This is a genomic window from Micromonospora sp. ALFpr18c (genome assembly GCF_008868155.1).
Classification (GTDB): Bacteria; Actinomycetota; Actinomycetes; order Mycobacteriales; family Micromonosporaceae; genus Micromonospora.
On the sequence record NZ_WBKR01000046.1, the window covers coordinates 16,669 to 32,831 of the forward strand.

The 16,163-nt window shown below is 70.4% G+C and carries 10 protein-coding genes, 2 tRNA genes and 1 pseudogene; 10 read left to right on the forward strand and 3 right to left on the reverse strand.

Annotated elements, in window-relative coordinates; translation table 11 throughout:
* The first annotated feature begins 41 nt into the window (after positions 1-41).
* The 4 genes from F8271_RS11425 (at position 42) to F8271_RS11440 (ending at position 6,945) form a co-directional block, all read left to right on the forward strand.
* On the forward strand, positions 42-2,897 hold the full coding sequence (locus F8271_RS11425) for a PQQ-dependent sugar dehydrogenase (protein ID WP_192580247.1): 2,856 nt from the start codon (positions 42-44) through the stop codon (positions 2,895-2,897).
* On the forward strand, positions 2,894-5,005 hold the full coding sequence (locus F8271_RS11430; protein WP_151489672.1) for a ThuA domain-containing protein: 2,112 nt from the start codon (positions 2,894-2,896) through the stop codon (positions 5,003-5,005). Before F8271_RS11425 ends, F8271_RS11430 begins: the two co-directional genes overlap by 4 nt.
* Positions 5,006-5,188: 183 nt before the next feature.
* Positions 5,189-5,719, forward strand: a complete 531-nt coding sequence (locus tag F8271_RS11435) for a sensor histidine kinase (RefSeq protein WP_192580248.1) — start codon at positions 5,189-5,191, stop codon at positions 5,717-5,719.
* Between the two features lie 218 nt (positions 5,720-5,937).
* The gene (locus F8271_RS11440) at positions 5,938-6,945 is read left to right on the forward strand and encodes a sugar phosphate isomerase/epimerase (protein WP_151489674.1); all 1,008 of its coding nucleotides are present in this window, start codon (positions 5,938-5,940) and stop codon (positions 6,943-6,945) included.
* A gap of 109 nt (positions 6,946-7,054) precedes the next feature.
* On the opposite strand, the gene F8271_RS11445 is transcribed toward F8271_RS11440, so the two are convergent.
* Positions 7,055-7,459, reverse strand: a complete 405-nt coding sequence (locus F8271_RS11445) for a hypothetical protein (protein ID WP_151489675.1) — start codon at positions 7,457-7,459, stop codon at positions 7,055-7,057.
* 261 nt (positions 7,460-7,720) lie between these two features.
* Between F8271_RS11445 and F8271_RS11450 the strand changes: the two genes are divergently transcribed.
* From F8271_RS11450 to F8271_RS11475, 6 genes and pseudogenes are all read left to right on the forward strand, one after another.
* Positions 7,721-7,793 (forward strand) — tRNA-Asn (locus F8271_RS11450).
* 159 nt (positions 7,794-7,952) lie between these two features.
* The gene (locus F8271_RS11455) at positions 7,953-10,076 is read left to right on the forward strand and encodes an MMPL family transporter (RefSeq protein WP_151489676.1); all 2,124 of its coding nucleotides are present in this window, start codon (positions 7,953-7,955) and stop codon (positions 10,074-10,076) included.
* Positions 10,066-11,099: pseudogene (locus F8271_RS11460) on the forward strand (FAD-dependent oxidoreductase). Before F8271_RS11455 ends, F8271_RS11460 begins: the two are co-directional and overlap by 11 nt.
* 55 nt (positions 11,100-11,154) lie before the next feature.
* Positions 11,155-12,102, forward strand: coding sequence for a hypothetical protein (locus F8271_RS11465; RefSeq protein ID WP_151489677.1), 948 nt, complete (start codon positions 11,155-11,157; stop codon positions 12,100-12,102).
* Positions 12,099-13,781 carry a pitrilysin family protein gene (locus F8271_RS11470; RefSeq protein ID WP_151489678.1) on the forward strand — a complete coding sequence of 561 codons (1,683 nt, stop codon included), beginning with the start codon at positions 12,099-12,101 and terminating at the stop codon, positions 13,779-13,781. Before F8271_RS11465 ends, F8271_RS11470 begins: the two co-directional genes overlap by 4 nt.
* Before the next feature lie 66 nt (positions 13,782-13,847).
* Positions 13,848-13,921 (forward strand) — tRNA-Ile (locus F8271_RS11475).
* Here F8271_RS11475 and F8271_RS11480 read toward each other — a convergent pair.
* Both F8271_RS11480 and F8271_RS11485 read right to left on the reverse strand, forming a co-directional pair.
* Positions 13,881-15,533 carry a recombinase family protein gene (locus F8271_RS11480; protein WP_151489683.1) on the reverse strand — a complete coding sequence of 551 codons (1,653 nt, stop codon included), beginning with the start codon at positions 15,531-15,533 and terminating at the stop codon, positions 13,881-13,883. The genes F8271_RS11475 and F8271_RS11480 overlap by 41 nt on opposite strands.
* Positions 15,534-15,620: 87 nt before the next feature.
* A complete protein-coding gene (locus tag F8271_RS11485) occupies positions 15,621-15,869 on the reverse strand; it encodes a hypothetical protein (RefSeq protein ID WP_151489679.1) in 249 nt (82 codons plus the stop codon).
* Between the last annotated feature and the right edge of the window lie 294 nt (positions 15,870-16,163).

The window sequence follows — 16,163 nt, forward strand, 5'->3', positions numbered from 1 at the left end:
CGCCCGGCCTGGCAGTCATTCGTCAGGAAGGGACAGCACAGATGTCCATGAAGGACGTTCCCCACCACCGGTCCCGACGATGGTTCTCCGCCGGATCGGCCCTGCTGCTCGCAGTCGCGGCCGGCACGGTCGCACTCGTGGCCGGCTCGACACCGGCCCAGGCGCACACGATCAACGCCACCGACTTCCAGCAGGTCGAGCTCGCCCGCGGCGTGGCCGACATGGGTGAGCCGATGTCGCTGGCCGTGCTGCCGGACCGCTCCGTCCTGCACACCGCCCGCAACGGCACCCTGCGCCGCACCGACGCGGGCGGCACCACCTCCGTGATCGGCACCCTGTCGGTCTACAACCACGACGAGGAGGGGTTGCAGGGCGTCGGGGTCGACCCGAACTTCGCCAGCAACCGGCAGATCTTCCTCTACTACGCCCCGCCGCTGTCCACCCCGGGCGGCGACGCGCCGGCCACCGGCACCGACTTCTCGGCCTGGGACGGAGTGAACCGCCTCTCCCGGTTCACCCTCAACGCCGACTTCACGCTCAACCAGTCCAGCAAGGTCGACGTGCTCGACGTCCCGGCCAACCGGGGCCTGTGCTGCCACGTCGGCGGGGACATCGACTTCGACGCCGCGGGCAACCTCTACCTGTCCACCGGCGACGACACCAACCCGTTCGAGTCCTCCGGCTACTCGCCGCTGGACGAGCGGACCAACCGCAACCCGGGGTACGACGCGCAGCGCAGCGCCGGCAACACCAACGACCTGCGCGGCAAGATCCTGCGGATCAAGGTGAACGCCAACGGCACCTACTCCATCCCGTCGGGCAACCTGTTCGCGCCCGGCACGGCCAGGACCCGGCCGGAGATCTACGCGATGGGGTTCCGCAACCCGTTCCGGATCAGCGTCGACAAGGCCACCGGCGTCGTCTACGTCGGTGACTACGGGCCGGACGCCGGCTCCACCAGCTCCACCCGCGGGCCGTCCGGGCAGGTCGAGTTCAACCGGGTCGCCGCACCGGGCAACTACGGCTGGCCGTACTGCACCGGCACCAACACCACCACCGAGACGTACAACGAGTGGGACTTCGCCACCAACGCCAGCGGTGCGAAGTACAACTGCACCGGCGGGCCGACCAACAACTCGTTCCGCAACACCGGCCTGACCACTCTGCCGCCGGCCCAGCCGGCCTGGATCCGGTACGCCGGAGACGCCGGCACCCCGACCGAGTTCGGCGGCGGCTCCGAGTCGCCGATGGGCGGCCCGGTCTACCGGTACAACGCCTCGTCGACCTCCACCACGAAGTTCCCGCAGTCCTTCGACGGGCAGTTCTTCGCCACCGAGTTCGGCCGTGGCTGGATCAAGCCGATCCACGTCAACGCCGACGGTTCCCGGGGCACCATCGACACCTTCGGATGGGTCGGCAAGCAGGTGATGGACTCGGCGTTCGGCCCGGACGGCGCGTACTACGTGCTCGACTACGGCACCGGCTACTTCAACGGTGACGCCAACTCCGCGCTCTACCGCTTCGACTACGTCGGTGGCGGCAACCGGGCACCCACCGCCGCGGCCAGCGCCAACCGGACCTCCGGCGCCGCACCGCTCGCGGTGACCTTCTCCTCGGCCGGCTCGTCCGACCCCGAGGGTGGCGCGCTGACGTACTCGTGGGCCTTCGGTGACGGGACCACCTCGACGGCGGCCAACCCGACGAAGACGTACACCGCCAACGGCACCTACACCGCCACCCTCACGGTGCGCGACCCGCAGGGCGCCACCGGCAGCAGCAGCGTGCAGATCAGCGTCGGCAACACCGCGCCCACGGTGACCATCAACAACCCCGGCAACGGGCAGCTGTTCAGCTTCGGCGACACGGTGCCGTACAGCATCACCGTGACCGACCCGGAGGACGGCACGATCGACTGCACGAAGGTCAAGATGACCTACGTGCTCGGGCACGACCAGCACGGGCACCAGATCACCTCGAAGACCGGCTGCTCCGGCTCGATCACCATCCCGGTCGACGGTGAGCACGACGACGCGGCGAACATCTTCGCGATCTTCGACGCGGAGTACACCGACGCCGGTGGGCTGACCACGCACACCCAGCACACGCTGCCGCCGCGGCACCGACAGGCCGAGTTCTTCGGCACCTCCTCCGGCGTCAACGTGTTCAGCAAGACCCCGGCCGAGGGCGGCAAGACCGTCGGTGACATCAACAACGGCGACTGGATCGCGTTCCAGCCGTACCGGCTGGGCAACGTGACCTCGTTCACCGCCCGGGTCTCCTCGGCGGGCGCCGGCGGCACCCTCCAGGTCCGGGCCGGCTCGGCCACCGGCACGGTGCTCGGCTCGGCCACGGTCCCGGTCACCGGCGGTTGGGAAACCTTCACCACGGTCACCGGGGCGATCACCAGCCCGCCGACCGGCACCACCACGCTCTACCTGACGTTCGCCGGAACGGGCACCGGGGCGCTCTACGACATCGACGCCTTCACCCTCGTCACCGGTACACCGCCCACCGGCGGGGCCGGCGCGATCAAGGGTCTGGGCGGCAAGTGCCTGGACGTGCGCAACGCCGCCACGGCGGACGGCACGCAGATCCAGATCTACACCTGCAACGGCAGCGCGGCGCAGACCTGGGCGGTCACACCGAACTCGACGATCAAGTCGTTGGGCAAGTGCCTGGACGTCTCCGGTGGTGGCACCGCCGACGGCACCAAGATCCAGCTCTGGACCTGCAACGGGACCGGAGCGCAGAACTGGGCCGCCCAGGCCGACGGCACGGTGCGCAACGTGTCGTCCGGCAAGTGCCTCGACGTCTCCGGCAACAACTCCGCCGACAGCACGGTGGTCCACCTGTGGACCTGCACCGCGGCTGCCAACCAGAAGTGGACCCTGCCATGAGAATCCTGCGACCCGTCCTCGGCGCGGCCATGGCGGCCCTCGCCGTGATCGCCTGCACCACCCCGGCCACCCCGGCCAGCGCCGCCGACGCCCCGTACGACGTGCTGGTGTTCTCCAAGACCGCCGGTTTCCGGCACGACGCGATCCCGGTCGGCATCCAGACCATCCGTGACCTGGGCGCCGCGAACAACTTCACCGTCACCGCCACCGAGGACGCCGCGGCCTTCACCACCGGCAACCTCGCCCAGTACGAGGCGGTGGTCTTCCTCAACACCACCGGCGACGTCCTCAACGCCAGCCAGCAGACCGCCTTCGAGTCGTACATCGGCTCGGGTCGCGGGTACGTGGGTGTGCACGCCGCCGCCGACACCGAGTACGACTGGCCGTTCTACGGCAACCTGGTCGGCGCGTGGTTCGCCTCGCACCCGGCCATCCAGCAGGCCAACATGAAGGTGGAGGATCGGGGTCACGCGGCGACCGCGCACCTGCCGCAGACCTGGACCCGCACCGACGAGTGGTACAACTACCGGACCAACGCCCGGTCCACCGCCCACGTGCTGGCCACCCTGGACGAGTCGTCGTACTCCGGTGGCGGCATGGGTGCCGACCACCCGCTGAGCTGGTGCAAGGGCTACAGCGGCGGCCGGTCCTTCTACACCGGCGCCGGGCACACCCAGGCGTCGTACGCCGAGCCGGCGTTCCGGGCACACCTGCTCGGCGGCATCCGGTACGCGGCCGGTCGGAGCAAGGCCGACTGCCGTCCGGAGACCGGCTACACGCCGCTCTACAACGGGTCGACGGCCGGTTGGTCGCAGGCCGGTCCGGGCAGCTTCACCAACTCCGACGCCACCCTCACCTCGGTGGGCGGCATGGGGCTGTTCTGGTACAACGCCAAGCAGTTCACCAACTACTCGTTGAAGCTGGACTGGAAGCTGGCCGGGGACGACAACTCCGGCATCTTCATCGGGTTCCCGCCGTCGAGTGACCCGTGGTCGGCGGTGGACAACGGTTACGAGATCCAGATCGACGCCACCGACGCGGTGGACCGCACCACCGGAGCGGTCTACACGTTCAAGTCCGCCGACATCGCGGCCCGCGACGCGGCGCTGAACGCCCCGGGGGAGTGGAACACGTACGAGTTGCTGGTCGAGGGGGAGCGGCTGCAGATCTTCCTCAACGGCGTGAAGATCAACGACTTCACCAACACCAATCCGGTACGGTCGCTGGCCGGCCACATCGGCATCCAGAACCACGGCACCGGTGACGACGCCTCGTTCCGCAACATCCGGATCAAGGAACTGGGCACCACCCCACCGCCGACCGGCAACACCACCGTCCAGGCCGAGGCGTTCAGTTCGGCCAACGGCGTCAGCCCGTTCACCAAGGCGGGCGCCAACGGTGGGCAGACCATCGGCTACATCGACCCGGGTGACTGGGCGGCGTACAACGGGGTGGACCTGACCGGCGTCACGTCGTTCACCTCCCGGGTCGTCTCGGGCGGCGCGGGCGGCACCATCCAGGTGCGGACCGGCTCGGCGACGGGCCCGGTGCTCGGTTCGGTCGCGGTGCCCAACACCGGCAGCTGGACCACGTTCGCCAACGTCACCACCGCCCTGTCCGGCGTTCCGTCCGGCGCCCAGAACCTCTACCTCACCTTCACCGGTAGCGGCACAGGGCTCTTCGACGTGGACGACTTCACCCTGGTCAAGGGCACCGGTGGCGGCACCGGGGTCGGCCCGGTCAAGGGGCTGGCGGGCAAGTGCCTGGACGTCCGCAACGGTGCCACCGCCGACGGCACCCAGATCCAGATCTACACCTGCAACGGCAGTACGGCGCAGACCTGGACGGTGACGCCGAACTCGACGATCAAGGCGCTCGGCAAGTGCCTGGACGTGTCCGGCAGCGGCACGGCCGACGGCACCAAGATCCAGCTCTGGACCTGCAACGGCACGGGCGCGCAGAACTGGGCGGCCCAGTCCGACGGCAGCCTGCGCAACCCGTCGTCGGGCAAGTGCCTGGACGTGTCCGGCAACACCTCGGCGGACAGCACGATCGTCCACCTCTGGACCTGCAACGGCGCGGCCAACCAGAAGTGGACCCTGCCCTGACCGACTGAGCCGGCTCGCCGCGAGTCGCGGTGAGGCTGGGGAGGCAGGTGCACCGATGAGCGTGATGCCTGTGGGTCATATTGATGACTCACAGGCATCACGCTCACACCCGTCATGGCCCGCCTTCGCCGTCTCCGCGAGGCCACGGGTCGACGCACAGTTGGCTGCCGTACCTTGATCGGCATGGGGCGTTTTGCGCGGTGGCGCCGGACGGTGCGGGCGCGGTGGCGCCGGACGGTGCGGGCGCAGGGGCACCGGCTGCGCGCGGCGCTGCGCCCGGCCGAGGAGCCCGACCCGTCGACCGGGCCGGAGCCCAGCCTGAACCGCCTCGACGCCCTGGTGGAGGACTTCGCCGCAGGTCAGCCGGTGCGCTGGAGCCTGGCCGGGCAGCCCCGGCCGCTGCCGGGCGCGGTCGACGTCGCGGCGTACCGGATCATCGAAGAGTCCCTCACCAACGCGCGCCGGCACGCTCCGGGCGCGCCGGTCGCGGTCCGCCTGCGCTACGACGTCGAGGGCATCACCATCGAGGTACGCGACGAGGGCGCCCCACCGACGCAACCCGCGCCCACCGGGCAGACCCGTGCCGGCAGGGGCCTGCTGGCCGTACGCCGGCGGGCCGAGCGGGTCGGCGGCTCCTTCTCCGCCGGCCCGCGACCCGGCGGCGGCTTCACCGTCCGGGCCGTCCTGCCCGCGCCCGAAGAGGCGGCCGGCTGACGATCCGTCGGTGGGGCTTCCGCGATGGGGTGCGACGGAAATAGGGTGGGAGCGGCGACCGTGACGGTGGCCGGTGACCCGGTGGGAGGCGCAACCCGCCGGGCTCAGGTGTGTTCCGCACCCACCGGTGACCGCCCGGACGCCACGTACCGGTCCGACCGGTCACCCTCGCCCTGGTCCCGCACATGGAATCCCCATCACAACAGGGGAGAAGGACAATGGCGCGACCCATCACGCTCTTCACCGGCCAGTGGGCCGACCTGCCGTTCGAGGAGGTCTGCCGGCTCGCCTCCGAGTGGGGCTACGACGGTCTGGAGATCGCCTGCTGGGGCGACCACTTCGAGGTCGACAAGGCGCTCGCCGACGACTCGTACGTCGATCGCAAGCGGGAGACGCTCGCGAAGCACAACCTTGAGGTCTTCACGATCTCCAACCACCTCGTCGGTCAGGCGGTCTGCGACCACCCGATCGACGAGCGGCACCAGGACATCCTGCCCGCCCGGATCTGGGGCGACGGGGAGCCCGAGGGGGTCCGCCAGCGGGCCGCCGAGGAGATCAAGGACACCGCGCGGGCGGCGGCGAAGCTCGGCGTGAAGACCGTCGTCGGCTTCACCGGCTCGTCGATCTGGCACACCCTGGCGATGTTCCCGCCGGTCCCGCCGTCGATGATCGAGCGTGGCTACCAGGACTTCGCCGACCGGTGGAACCCGATCCTCGACGTGTTCGACGAGGTGGGGGTGCGGTTCGCGCACGAGGTGCACCCCAGCGAGATCGCGTACGACTACTGGACGACGAAGCGGGCGCTGGAGGCGATCGGCAACCGGCCCGCGTTCGGGCTGAACTGGGACCCGTCGCATTTCGTCTGGCAGGAACTGGACCCGGTGAACTTCATCTTCGACTTCGCCGACCGGATCTACCACGTGGACTGCAAGGACGCGAAGGTGCGCACCGGGGACGGTCGGCGTGGCCGGCTCGCCTCCCACCTGCCCTGGGCGGACCTGCGCCGCGGCTGGGACTTCGTCTCCACCGGGCACGGCGACGTCCCCTGGGAGGACTGCTTCCGCGCGTTGAACGCGATCGGCTACACCGGCCCCATCTCGATCGAGTGGGAGGACGCCGGAATGGACCGTCTGCTCGGCGCCCCGGAGGCGTTGCAGTTCGTCCGGCGGCTCGCGTTCGACGCTCCGAGCGCGGCCTTCGACGCGGCGTTCAGCAGCAAGGACTGACCGCACCCGGACAGACCATGGGCCGGTCGCCCTCTCGGCGACCGGCCCGTCGACGTGCGGTGGGTCTACGTGCGGTGGGTCTACGTGCGATGGGTCTACGTGCGATGGATCAGAGCGTGCTGGCGTTGGTGCCCGAGCCGGACGGCTTGGTGCGGGGGTTGGTGGCCGACGGAGACCCGGAGGTCGTGCCGACCGGGCTGCTGCCCGCCTTGGCACCCACGGTGGCGGGCGTGCCGGCGAACGCGTCGTCGGCGGCGGTCAGTTCCTGCTTGCCGGTGCTGCCGTTGCCGGTGCCCAGCTTCTCGCCCAGCCTGGTCTGGCCAAGCTTGTCCTTGCCCTCGCTGTAGAGCTTGTTGGCCTGGGCCTGCGCGACCCCGGCCGCCTCCTGGACGGTCGGGTGGTCGAGCACCTTGCGGCCCCGGACCACGAGCTCTTCGTACTTTTCCCGGCCGGCACGGGCGCCCAGGACGAATCCCGCAGCCAGCCCGCCAAGAAACATGATCTTTCCGCGCATGGCGGCTCCTTCCGTACCTGACGCGCCGTCGCCTCGGCGAGTTGCCTCGTCGGGAGCGACCAATTCGCGCCTGCGTCCTCTGTCCGCAGCTAACTACCCATCCTGCTCTCCGCTCAAGCATGCTTGTGCCGGGATGGCGATTTACCCGAATTGTCGATGCAGGGGCGGGGGAGGAACCCACTGGACCACCACCCCGGGATGTCCTGTACTCTTGTCCCGTCGCACAGCGCCGGCGAGATCCGGATTCTGGGCGGTGCACGATCCCCTGTAGCTCAATTGGCAGAGCAGCCGGCTGTTAACCGGCAGGTTATTGGTTCGAGTCCAATCGGGGGAGCTCTTCCACGTAACGCCCGTCGGCAGCACGCCGACGGGCGTTGTCGCGTACGTGGCCCTCCGGTTTCGCCCTCCCTCGACGAGCCCGCCCGGCAGGATGGTCGATGTCGACTTAGACTCCCGCTGCGTCGATTGATGCGTCGATTCCTGGGTGGTGTGGATGTCCGGACGAGGGGGCTTTGGGCGGGCCACGCTGATCGCGGTGGCGGTCGTGCTGGCCTGGCTGGTGATCGGCGGCGTCGCCGGCCCGTACGCGGGACGCCTCAGCGAGGTCGCCACCAACGACAACGCCGCCTTCCTGCCCACCGACGCCGAGGCGACCCGTGCCCAGGACCTCGCCGGCGGATTCGTCGACCGGGAGACCGTTCCGGCGTTGGTGGTCTACGAACGGCGCTCGGGGATCACCGACGCCGACCGGCAGCAGGTGAGCGCCGACGCCGCCCGGTTCGCCCAGATCCCCGGCGTGGTCACCCCGCTGCCCCCGCCCATCCCCAGCGAGGACGGCCAGGCCCTCCAGATCGTCGTGCCGGTGGACGACGCCGAGGGTGAGGAGATCGGCGCGGTCGTCGAACAGTTGCGCGACATCACCGGCGACGGCCGCGGCGGGCTCACCGTGGACGTCGCCGGCCCGGCCGGCCTGCTCGCCGACCTCATCGAGGTCTTCTCCGCCATCGACGGGCCCCTGCTGCTGGTCACCCTGGTCGTCGTGCTGATCATCCTGCTGATCGTCTACCGCAGCCCGGTGCTCTGGATCTTCCCGCTGCTCGCCGTCGGCATGTCGTACGCCCTCGCGTCGGTGTTCGTCTACCTGCTCGCCGACGCCGACGTGGTCAAGCTCAACGGGCAGGCCCAGGGCATCCTCACCGTGCTCGTCTTCGGCGCCGGCACCGACTACGCGCTGCTGCTCATCGCCCGCTACCGGGAGGAACTGCACCGGCACGACCGGCCGTGGGACGCCATGCGTACCGCCTGGAGGGGCGCCGCGCCGGCCATCATCGCGTCCGGCGGCACGGTCATCGTCAGCCTGCTCTGCCTGCTGCTGTCCAGCCTCAACTCCAACCGGGCGCTCGGCCCGGTCGCCGCCATCGGCATCGCCGCCACCCTGCTGGTGATGCTCACCTTCCTGCCCGCGCTGCTGGTGATCGGCGGCCGGTGGGCGTTCTGGCCCCGACGGCCCCGAGCCGACCAGGCCGATCCGCGGGCCGAGCACGGCACCTGGAGCCGCGTCGCCGGCTTCGTGGCCCGGCACGCCCGACCGATCTGGTTGAGCACCGCCGTCGTGCTGGCCGTCCTCACGCTCGGCCTCACCCAGCTCGGCGCCACCACGCTCGGCCAGTCCGACCTGTTCACGCAGCGCACCGACTCGGTGGACGGCCAGGAGGTGATCGCCCGGCACTACCCGGCCGGCACCGGCAGCCCGGCCACCATCTTCACCACCGAACAGACCGCCCGGCAGGTCGCCCAGGTGGCGCAGGGCGTGCCCGGCGTCGCCGACGTCCGTCCGCTGACCGCCGGCGCGCAGACCGGCCCGCCGCAGGAGAACGCCGCACCGAAGGTCGTCGACGGGCGGGTGCAACTCCAGGCGACCCTGGCCGACCCGCCGGACAGCGACGGCGCCGAACGGACCATCCGCGAGCTGCGGGTCGCCGTCCACCAGGTGCCCGGCGCGGACGCCGTGGTCGGCGGCTTCACCGCGATCGACGTGGACACCTCCGACGCCGCGAAGCGCGACCAGAACGTCATCATCCCGATCGTGCTGGTGGTCATCGCCGTCATCCTGGCGCTGCTGCTGCGTGCCCTGCTCGCCCCGGTGCTGCTGATCGCCACCGTGCTGCTCAGCTTCGCGGCGACCCTCGGCCTCTGCGCGCTGCTGTTCCGGCACGTCTTCGGCTTCCCCGGCGTGGACTCGTCGTTCCCGCTGTTCGCGTTCGTCTTCCTGGTCGCGCTCGGCATCGACTACAACATCTTCCTGATGAGCCGGGTCCGCGAGGAGTCGGTCAAGCGGGGCACCCGCGCCGGTGTGCTGGCCGGCCTCGCCGTCACCGGCGGGGTGATCACCTCCGCCGGCATCGTGCTCGCCGCGACCTTCTCCGCCCTCGCCGTGCTGCCCCTGGTGATCCTGGTCGAGTTGGGTACGGCGGTCGCCATCGGGGTACTGATCGACACGATCATCGTCCGGTCGCTGCTGGTGCCGGCACTCGCGTACGACATCGGGCCGAAGGTCTGGTGGCCGGGCCGGTTGTCCCGGGCGAACGGTGAGCGGGAGGCGCGCGATGCTGGCTGAGACCGACGTGGTCATCGTCGGCGGCGGCCTGGCCGGCCTCGCCGCCGCGCGCCGGCTGCACCGTGCCGGCGTGCCCTGGCGGCTGCTGGAGGCCGGCGGCCGGCTCGGCGGGCGGGTCGCCACCGACGTCGTCGACGGCTACCTGATCGACCGGGGCTTCCAGGTGCTCAACACCGCCTACCCCCGGCTCGGCACGCTGCTCGACACCGACCGGCTCAACCTCGGCTACTTCACCTCCGGCGTGCTCGTCCGCAGGGGCGACGACCTGCTGCGACTGGTCAACCCGCTGCGCGAGCCGACCGGCGGGCCACGCACCGCCCTTCCAGTCACGTCCTCGCGATGGTGTTGCGCTCCTTCGCCCGCGGCCGCATCGGTCTGCCCGCCGAGGGGATGGCCGCGCTGCCCCGGGCCGTGGCCGACCCGCTGCCGGCCGATCTGCTCGACCTGGACATCCCGGTCGCCGAGGTCGCGCCCGGCCGGGTCCGCACCCAGGCCGGCGACATCCGCTGCCGGGCCGTCGTGGTCGCCGTCGATCCGCCCGCCGCGTCCGCGCTGCTGCCGGCCCTGACGACGGTACGCATGCACAGCTACACCACCTACTACCACAGCGCACCGGAGCCGCCGCTCGCCGAGCCGATCCTGCTCGTCGACGGCGACCGGCGGGAGATCGTGGCGAACACGGTGGTGCTCAGCAACGCCGCCAGAACCTACGCGCCCGCCGGACGGCACCTCGTCGCGACGTCGGTGGTCGGCCCGACGGCCCCACCCGAGCCGACCGTACGGGCCGAGTTGACCCGGCTGTACGGGCGGTCCACAGCCGACTGGACCCACCTCACCACCGTCGCCGTGCCGAACGCGCTGCCCGCCGCGCCACCACCGCAGGGGCGGCTGCGTAAGCCGGTCGCGATGGGGGAGGGGTTGTTCGTGGCCGGTGACCACCGCGACAGCCCATCGATCCAGGGCGCTCTCGCCAGCGGCTGGCGGGCCGCCGGGGCGGTGCTGGAGGAGCTGCGCGCGGGCTGAGCCCCGACTCGAAACAGGACACCGCCGCCGAAGTTGATCACCTATGATCCCCGCCATGCCCGCCCACTTCCCGGCCCTCTCCTTCGACGCAGGTGTCGCGTACCCCGAGGTCAACGACCTGCGTAAGGCGCTCGACGCCGCCGACTGGCCCGCCGTCCGGGCGGTGTTCGCCGACCGCGACCCCGCCACCCGGACGCTGCTGGTCGGGGCCGCCGGCGACCAGGACGGGACCGAGCCGTTCCTGCGGCGGGCGTACGACGACGACCCGACCGACGCCCTCACCGGCACGCTGCTCGGCAACTGCCTCATCCGCACCGGCTGGCGGATCCGCAGCGCCGCCCGCGCCCAGTACGTGAGCCGTTCGCAGTTCGGCCAGTTCCACGAGTACCTGCGTCGCGCCGAGCAGGTGCTCATCGACGTCACCGCCCGACACGAGGACGACCCGGCCGCCTGGACCCAGCGGATCACCCTCGCCCGAGGTCTGGAGCTGGGGCAGAACGAGGCCCGTCGCCGCTACGACCGGCTGGCCCGACATCACCCCCACCACCTGCCCGCGCAGGCGAGCCTGCTGCAACAGCTCTGCCCGAAGTGGAGCGGCGACTGGGACCGGATGTTCGGCTTCGCCCGCGAGTGCGCCCAGGCCGCGCCCGCCGGGGCACCCAACGCCGCACTGATCGCCGAGGCCCACCTGGAACGCTGGCTCGACGTCGACACCGAGCGGGAACGCGCGGCGTACCTGCGCAGCACCCCCGTCGTCGACGAGATCATGCAGGCCGGGCAGCGATCCGTGCTGCACCCGGACCACGTCGACCGGGGCGACTGGGTGTGGGTCCGTTCGACGTTCGCGCTGATGTTCAGCCTCACCGAACAGTGGACCGCGGCCGCGAGCCAGTTCACCGCCCTCGGCAACCTCGGCACCGAGTACCCGTGGACCTACGTCGACGGGGCTGAAGGCTTCACGAAGTACCGCGCGAAGGCGTACGCGAAGGGTGGCCAGTCATGATCCAGCACCTGGACGTGGACGGGGTGCCCACGCTGCTCGCCCCCACCGGCGGGCCGATGCACGCCGGGCTGACCTTCCGGGTCGGCACCGCCGACGAGACCCTCGGACGCGCCGGCATCACCCACCTCATCGAACACCTCGCGCTGGCACCGCTCGGGCTGGCCGACTACCACGTCAACGGCATGACCGCCCCCACCTTCACCATGTTCCACACCCAGGGCTCCGAGACGGACATCGCGGCGTTCCTCACCGCCGTCTGCGCGCACCTCTCCGACCTGCCGGCGGCGAGGCTGGACGTCGAGAAGGAGATCCTGCGCACCGAATGGAGCAGTCGGGGCGCCGCCGCCGCCGAGATCCCGCTGTGGCGGCACGGTGCCCGGGACTTCGGGTTGAGCAGCTACCCGGAGTGGGGGCTCGGCGCGCTCACCGTCGACGACCTGCGCGAGTGGACCGCCCGGTGGTTCACCCGGGAGAACGCCGTGCTCTGGATCACCGGTGACCGGGTGCCCGCCGGCCTGCGGCTCCCGCTGCCCGGCGGGGTGCGGCAGCCGATGCCGGTGGCCTCGTCGGCGCTGCCGCAGACGCCCGCGTACTTCGTCAGCGGCGCCCGCGCCGTGGTACTCGACTCGGTGGTACGACGCAGCACCGCCGCGAACATCTTCGCCGGGGTGCTGAAGCGCGAGCTGTACCGGTCGCTGCGCCAGGACGCCGGCCTGTCGTACACGACCACCACCGCGTACGAGCCGCGCGGTGACGGGTACGCCACCCTGCGGGCCCTCGCCGACGCGCTGGCGGAGAAGCAGGACGCCGTACTCGGCGGCTTCATCGACGTCCTCGCCAAGATGCGCGTCGGGCGGATCGAACAGGCGGACCTCGACGCCACCATCGCCAAGCGGGAGGACCTCCTCGGCACCGCGGAGGTGGACGCCGCGCGGCTGCCGTCGTACGCCCTCAACGTGCTGACCGGGCAGCCGAACCTCACCATCGACGATTACCGGGCCGAGTTGAAGGCCGTCAACCTCGCCGACCTGCACGAGGTGGCCGAGGAGGTGACGGCGTCGGCGCTGCTGATGGTGCCGGGCGGCCACACCGCCGCCTGGGCCGGCTTCGTCGCCGCACCCACCCACTCCACCGACACCGTCGACGGCACGACGTACCGCGCGAAGGAGGGCGCCGGCGGGATCCGCATCGGCGCGGACGGGGTGACCTACCTGCGGGCGGAGGGGCCGCTGACCGTCCGCTACGCCGACTGCTCCGCCATGCTCACCTGGCCCGACGGCGCGCGACAGCTCATCGGCGCGGACGCCATCGTGCTGCACATCGAACCGACCATGCTCGAGGTGCCGCCGGCGACAATCCAGAGCATCGACGCACGGGTGCCCGCCGACCGGCACGTCACCATGCCGGCCCGCACACCGGACCAGATCCCCCAGCCGAAGCCGATCGCCCGCGAGGCCGGCTCCGCCAGACGTTCCTGGTGGGAGATCCCGGTCATGGTGCTCAGCGGGCTGGGCACCCTGCTGATGGGCGGCCTCTGCCTGGTGCTGACCATCGGCACACTCGCCGCCGAAGAGAGCGACCCGGACGAAGCGTGGTTCTGGGGCGTCATCGCGGTCGGGTGGGTGCTCACTATTATCCTCGCGTTGCCCATCGTGCTGCTGAAGCGACGACGGCAGTGATGAGGTGGGGCCGGATCGCTGCTGGCCCGTGATCCACCGGGCGGGTTAAGATCTGGCGCGGTGTCAGGGGCGGTAGCTCAGCCGGTTAGAGCAGGGGACTCATAATCCCTCGGTCGCGGGTTCGAGTCCCGCCCGCCCCACCGACCGCACCATTGTGCGAACCGGTGGTACTCCTGAAGTGCCCCCGTCCGTTTCGGGCGGGGGCATTGTCGTGTCGGTGGGGATCTTGAACACGGGGACGACTCCCTGGTCGGTGAGTTGGACTTCGGCGATGAGCGTTTCGATGGCGGCTTTGCGTTCGGTGGCGGTGCCGCTGGTCATGATGGCGCTGAGGTGGTCGCGGATGCGGGCGACGGTGCCGGGCGGCGGGGGCTCGGGTTGCGATGTCAGGCCGGCGTCGAGTCCAGTGTGCCGGGCCTGGAGTTGGGCGAGTCGCTGGCGGAGTTCGCGGATGCGGGGGCCGGCGGTGGCGTCGTCCATGGTGCCGTTCTCGAACGCAGCGTGATACCGGTCGATCGCGTTCTCGGTGCTGGTGATCTGGTTGGCGATGGCAGTGAGTTCGGCGCGGCGGTCGTCGGCGGTGGTGTCGTGTTGGGCGTGGGCGCGGTCGATCATGGCGGTGAGGACGGGTTCGGCGGTGGTGTAGAAGTCGTGCAGGGCCTGCAGGATCATGTGGTCGAGGTCGTCGGCGGGGAGCCGGGGTGCGGTGCAGGTGGCGTGTTTGCCGTAGCGGGTGCGGGTGAAGCAGGTGTAGTAGCGGTAGCGGCGGGTCCGGCCTTTGGCGGATGTGCCGATATAGCGCTGTCCGCACTGCGGACATGTCAACAGGCCGGTGAGGTAGTAGTCCGAGTCGGACATGGCCCGCTGGGTTTGGACGTCGCCTCGGGCGTTGGCGATGTCCTGGGCTCGTCGGAAGGTGTCCCGGTCGATAAGTGCGTCGTGGGCGTCGGGGACGAGGATGTCGCGGTAGGCAATGTCCCCGACGTAGGCGGGGTTGTCCAGGATCCGGTTGATGGTGTGTCCGGACCACTTTTTGCCGGTGCGGTTGGGGACGCCGCGGGAATTCAACTCGGTGGCGATGGCGCGGGTGCCGAGACGGTCGCGCGTGTAGAGGTAAAAGACGTCGCGCAGGATGGGTGCCTCGTCGGGGTGGGGCACCAGGCGTTGGGTGTCGCGCTCGACGAGGTAGCCGTAGGGGCGGTTGCCGCCGGCCCATTGGCCTTTGCTGGCTTTCGCGGTCATACCACTCTTCACTCGGTCGATGATCATGTTGCGTTCGAATTCGGCGAACACGGCGAGGAATTGGAGCATCATGCGGCCGATCGCACCGCCGGTGTCGACGGGTTCGGTGGCGGAGGCGAATCGTACGTTGGCGGCGTCGAGGGTGGCGGCGAGATCGATGAAGTGAGCGAGGCTTCGACTGAATCGGTCTACTCGGTAAACGAGTAGGACGTCGAACATGCCGGCTTTCGCGGCATCGAGTGCCTTTTTCAATCCGGGGCGGTCGGTGGTGGCGCCGGAGGCGTCATCTTCGAATTCGCAGACGATGACCCAGTCGGGGTGGCTCTCGACGTACTTACGCAGGGCGGTGCGTTGGGCGAGCAGGCTGAAGGGCTGGTGCTCGTCGTCGGTGGAGCGCCGGATGTAGATGCACACCCGGCACGGGCCGGTCGACGTGTCGGGCTGGGTGCTCGTGGGGGCGCGTCGGCCGCGTCGCTTCGGTGCGCTGGTGGGGGTGGGCTTGCCTGACATGAGGGTGGTTCCTCCGTGCGGTGTTGGGGTGGCTCGGCCGACGGGCGGCCCACGCGCGGGTGGGCCGCCCGGCGTCGGGCGAGGGTTTCAGGCGGCGAGGTCGGGGTGTTCGCGCCAGAACTGGTTGAGTAGGACGGCGAGGGCTTCGGCGGCGTTGTCGAGATCCTCGGCGGTCATGGGAATGGTGTCGACGCGTGCGATACGCATCGGAATCGTCGTTTCCTTTCCGCCGGTCGAGGTGGATTTCGCACCGCCGTTATTGGTGGCGATACCGGAATGCGGGTCGTCAGGATAGCTCCGGACGGCATTTTCGTCGTCATGGGGCGCGGTGGCCACGGTCCTCCGAAAAGCGTGTGTCGCTGCTGGGGTCGGAGTCCTTCGTTCATGCGGTTTCCTTTCCTGCGCGAATGCGCGAATGCGCGCGATGGTCCGATTGATGCGGGAGAGCCCACTGGCGGCGGTCACGGCTGCCTGGCGTGAGGGCACGGCCGTTTCATGATCACGATGTGAGGCCGAGGATGGTGAATGGCCTGGTCATGTTGCGGGCTGCCCAGCGGGTGGCTTCGGTGATGTCGGGTCGGCCGGCCAGGCGTAGGGCGTTGATGGCGAGGTTGCGTAGCGAGGCCAGGA

Coding starts and splice junctions, on each gene's coding strand:
- F8271_RS11445 (WP_151489675.1), bottom strand. CDS start 7,459: ATGCGCGGAAAGATCATGTTTCTTGGCGGGCTGGCTGCGGGATTCGTC.
- F8271_RS11440 (WP_151489674.1), top strand. CDS start 5,938: ATGGCGCGACCCATCACGCTCTTCACCGGCCAGTGGGCCGACCTGCCG.
- F8271_RS11435 (WP_192580248.1), top strand. CDS start 5,189: ATGGGGCGTTTTGCGCGGTGGCGCCGGACGGTGCGGGCGCGGTGGCGC.
- F8271_RS11425 (WP_192580247.1), top strand. CDS start 42: ATGTCCATGAAGGACGTTCCCCACCACCGGTCCCGACGATGGTTCTCC.
- F8271_RS11455 (WP_151489676.1), top strand. CDS start 7,953: ATGTCCGGACGAGGGGGCTTTGGGCGGGCCACGCTGATCGCGGTGGCG.
- F8271_RS11470 (WP_151489678.1), top strand. CDS start 12,099: ATGATCCAGCACCTGGACGTGGACGGGGTGCCCACGCTGCTCGCCCCC.
- F8271_RS11465 (WP_151489677.1), top strand. CDS start 11,155: ATGCCCGCCCACTTCCCGGCCCTCTCCTTCGACGCAGGTGTCGCGTAC.
- F8271_RS11480 (WP_151489683.1), bottom strand. CDS start 15,533: ATGTCAGGCAAGCCCACCCCCACCAGCGCACCGAAGCGACGCGGCCGA.
- F8271_RS11430 (WP_151489672.1), top strand. CDS start 2,894: ATGAGAATCCTGCGACCCGTCCTCGGCGCGGCCATGGCGGCCCTCGCC.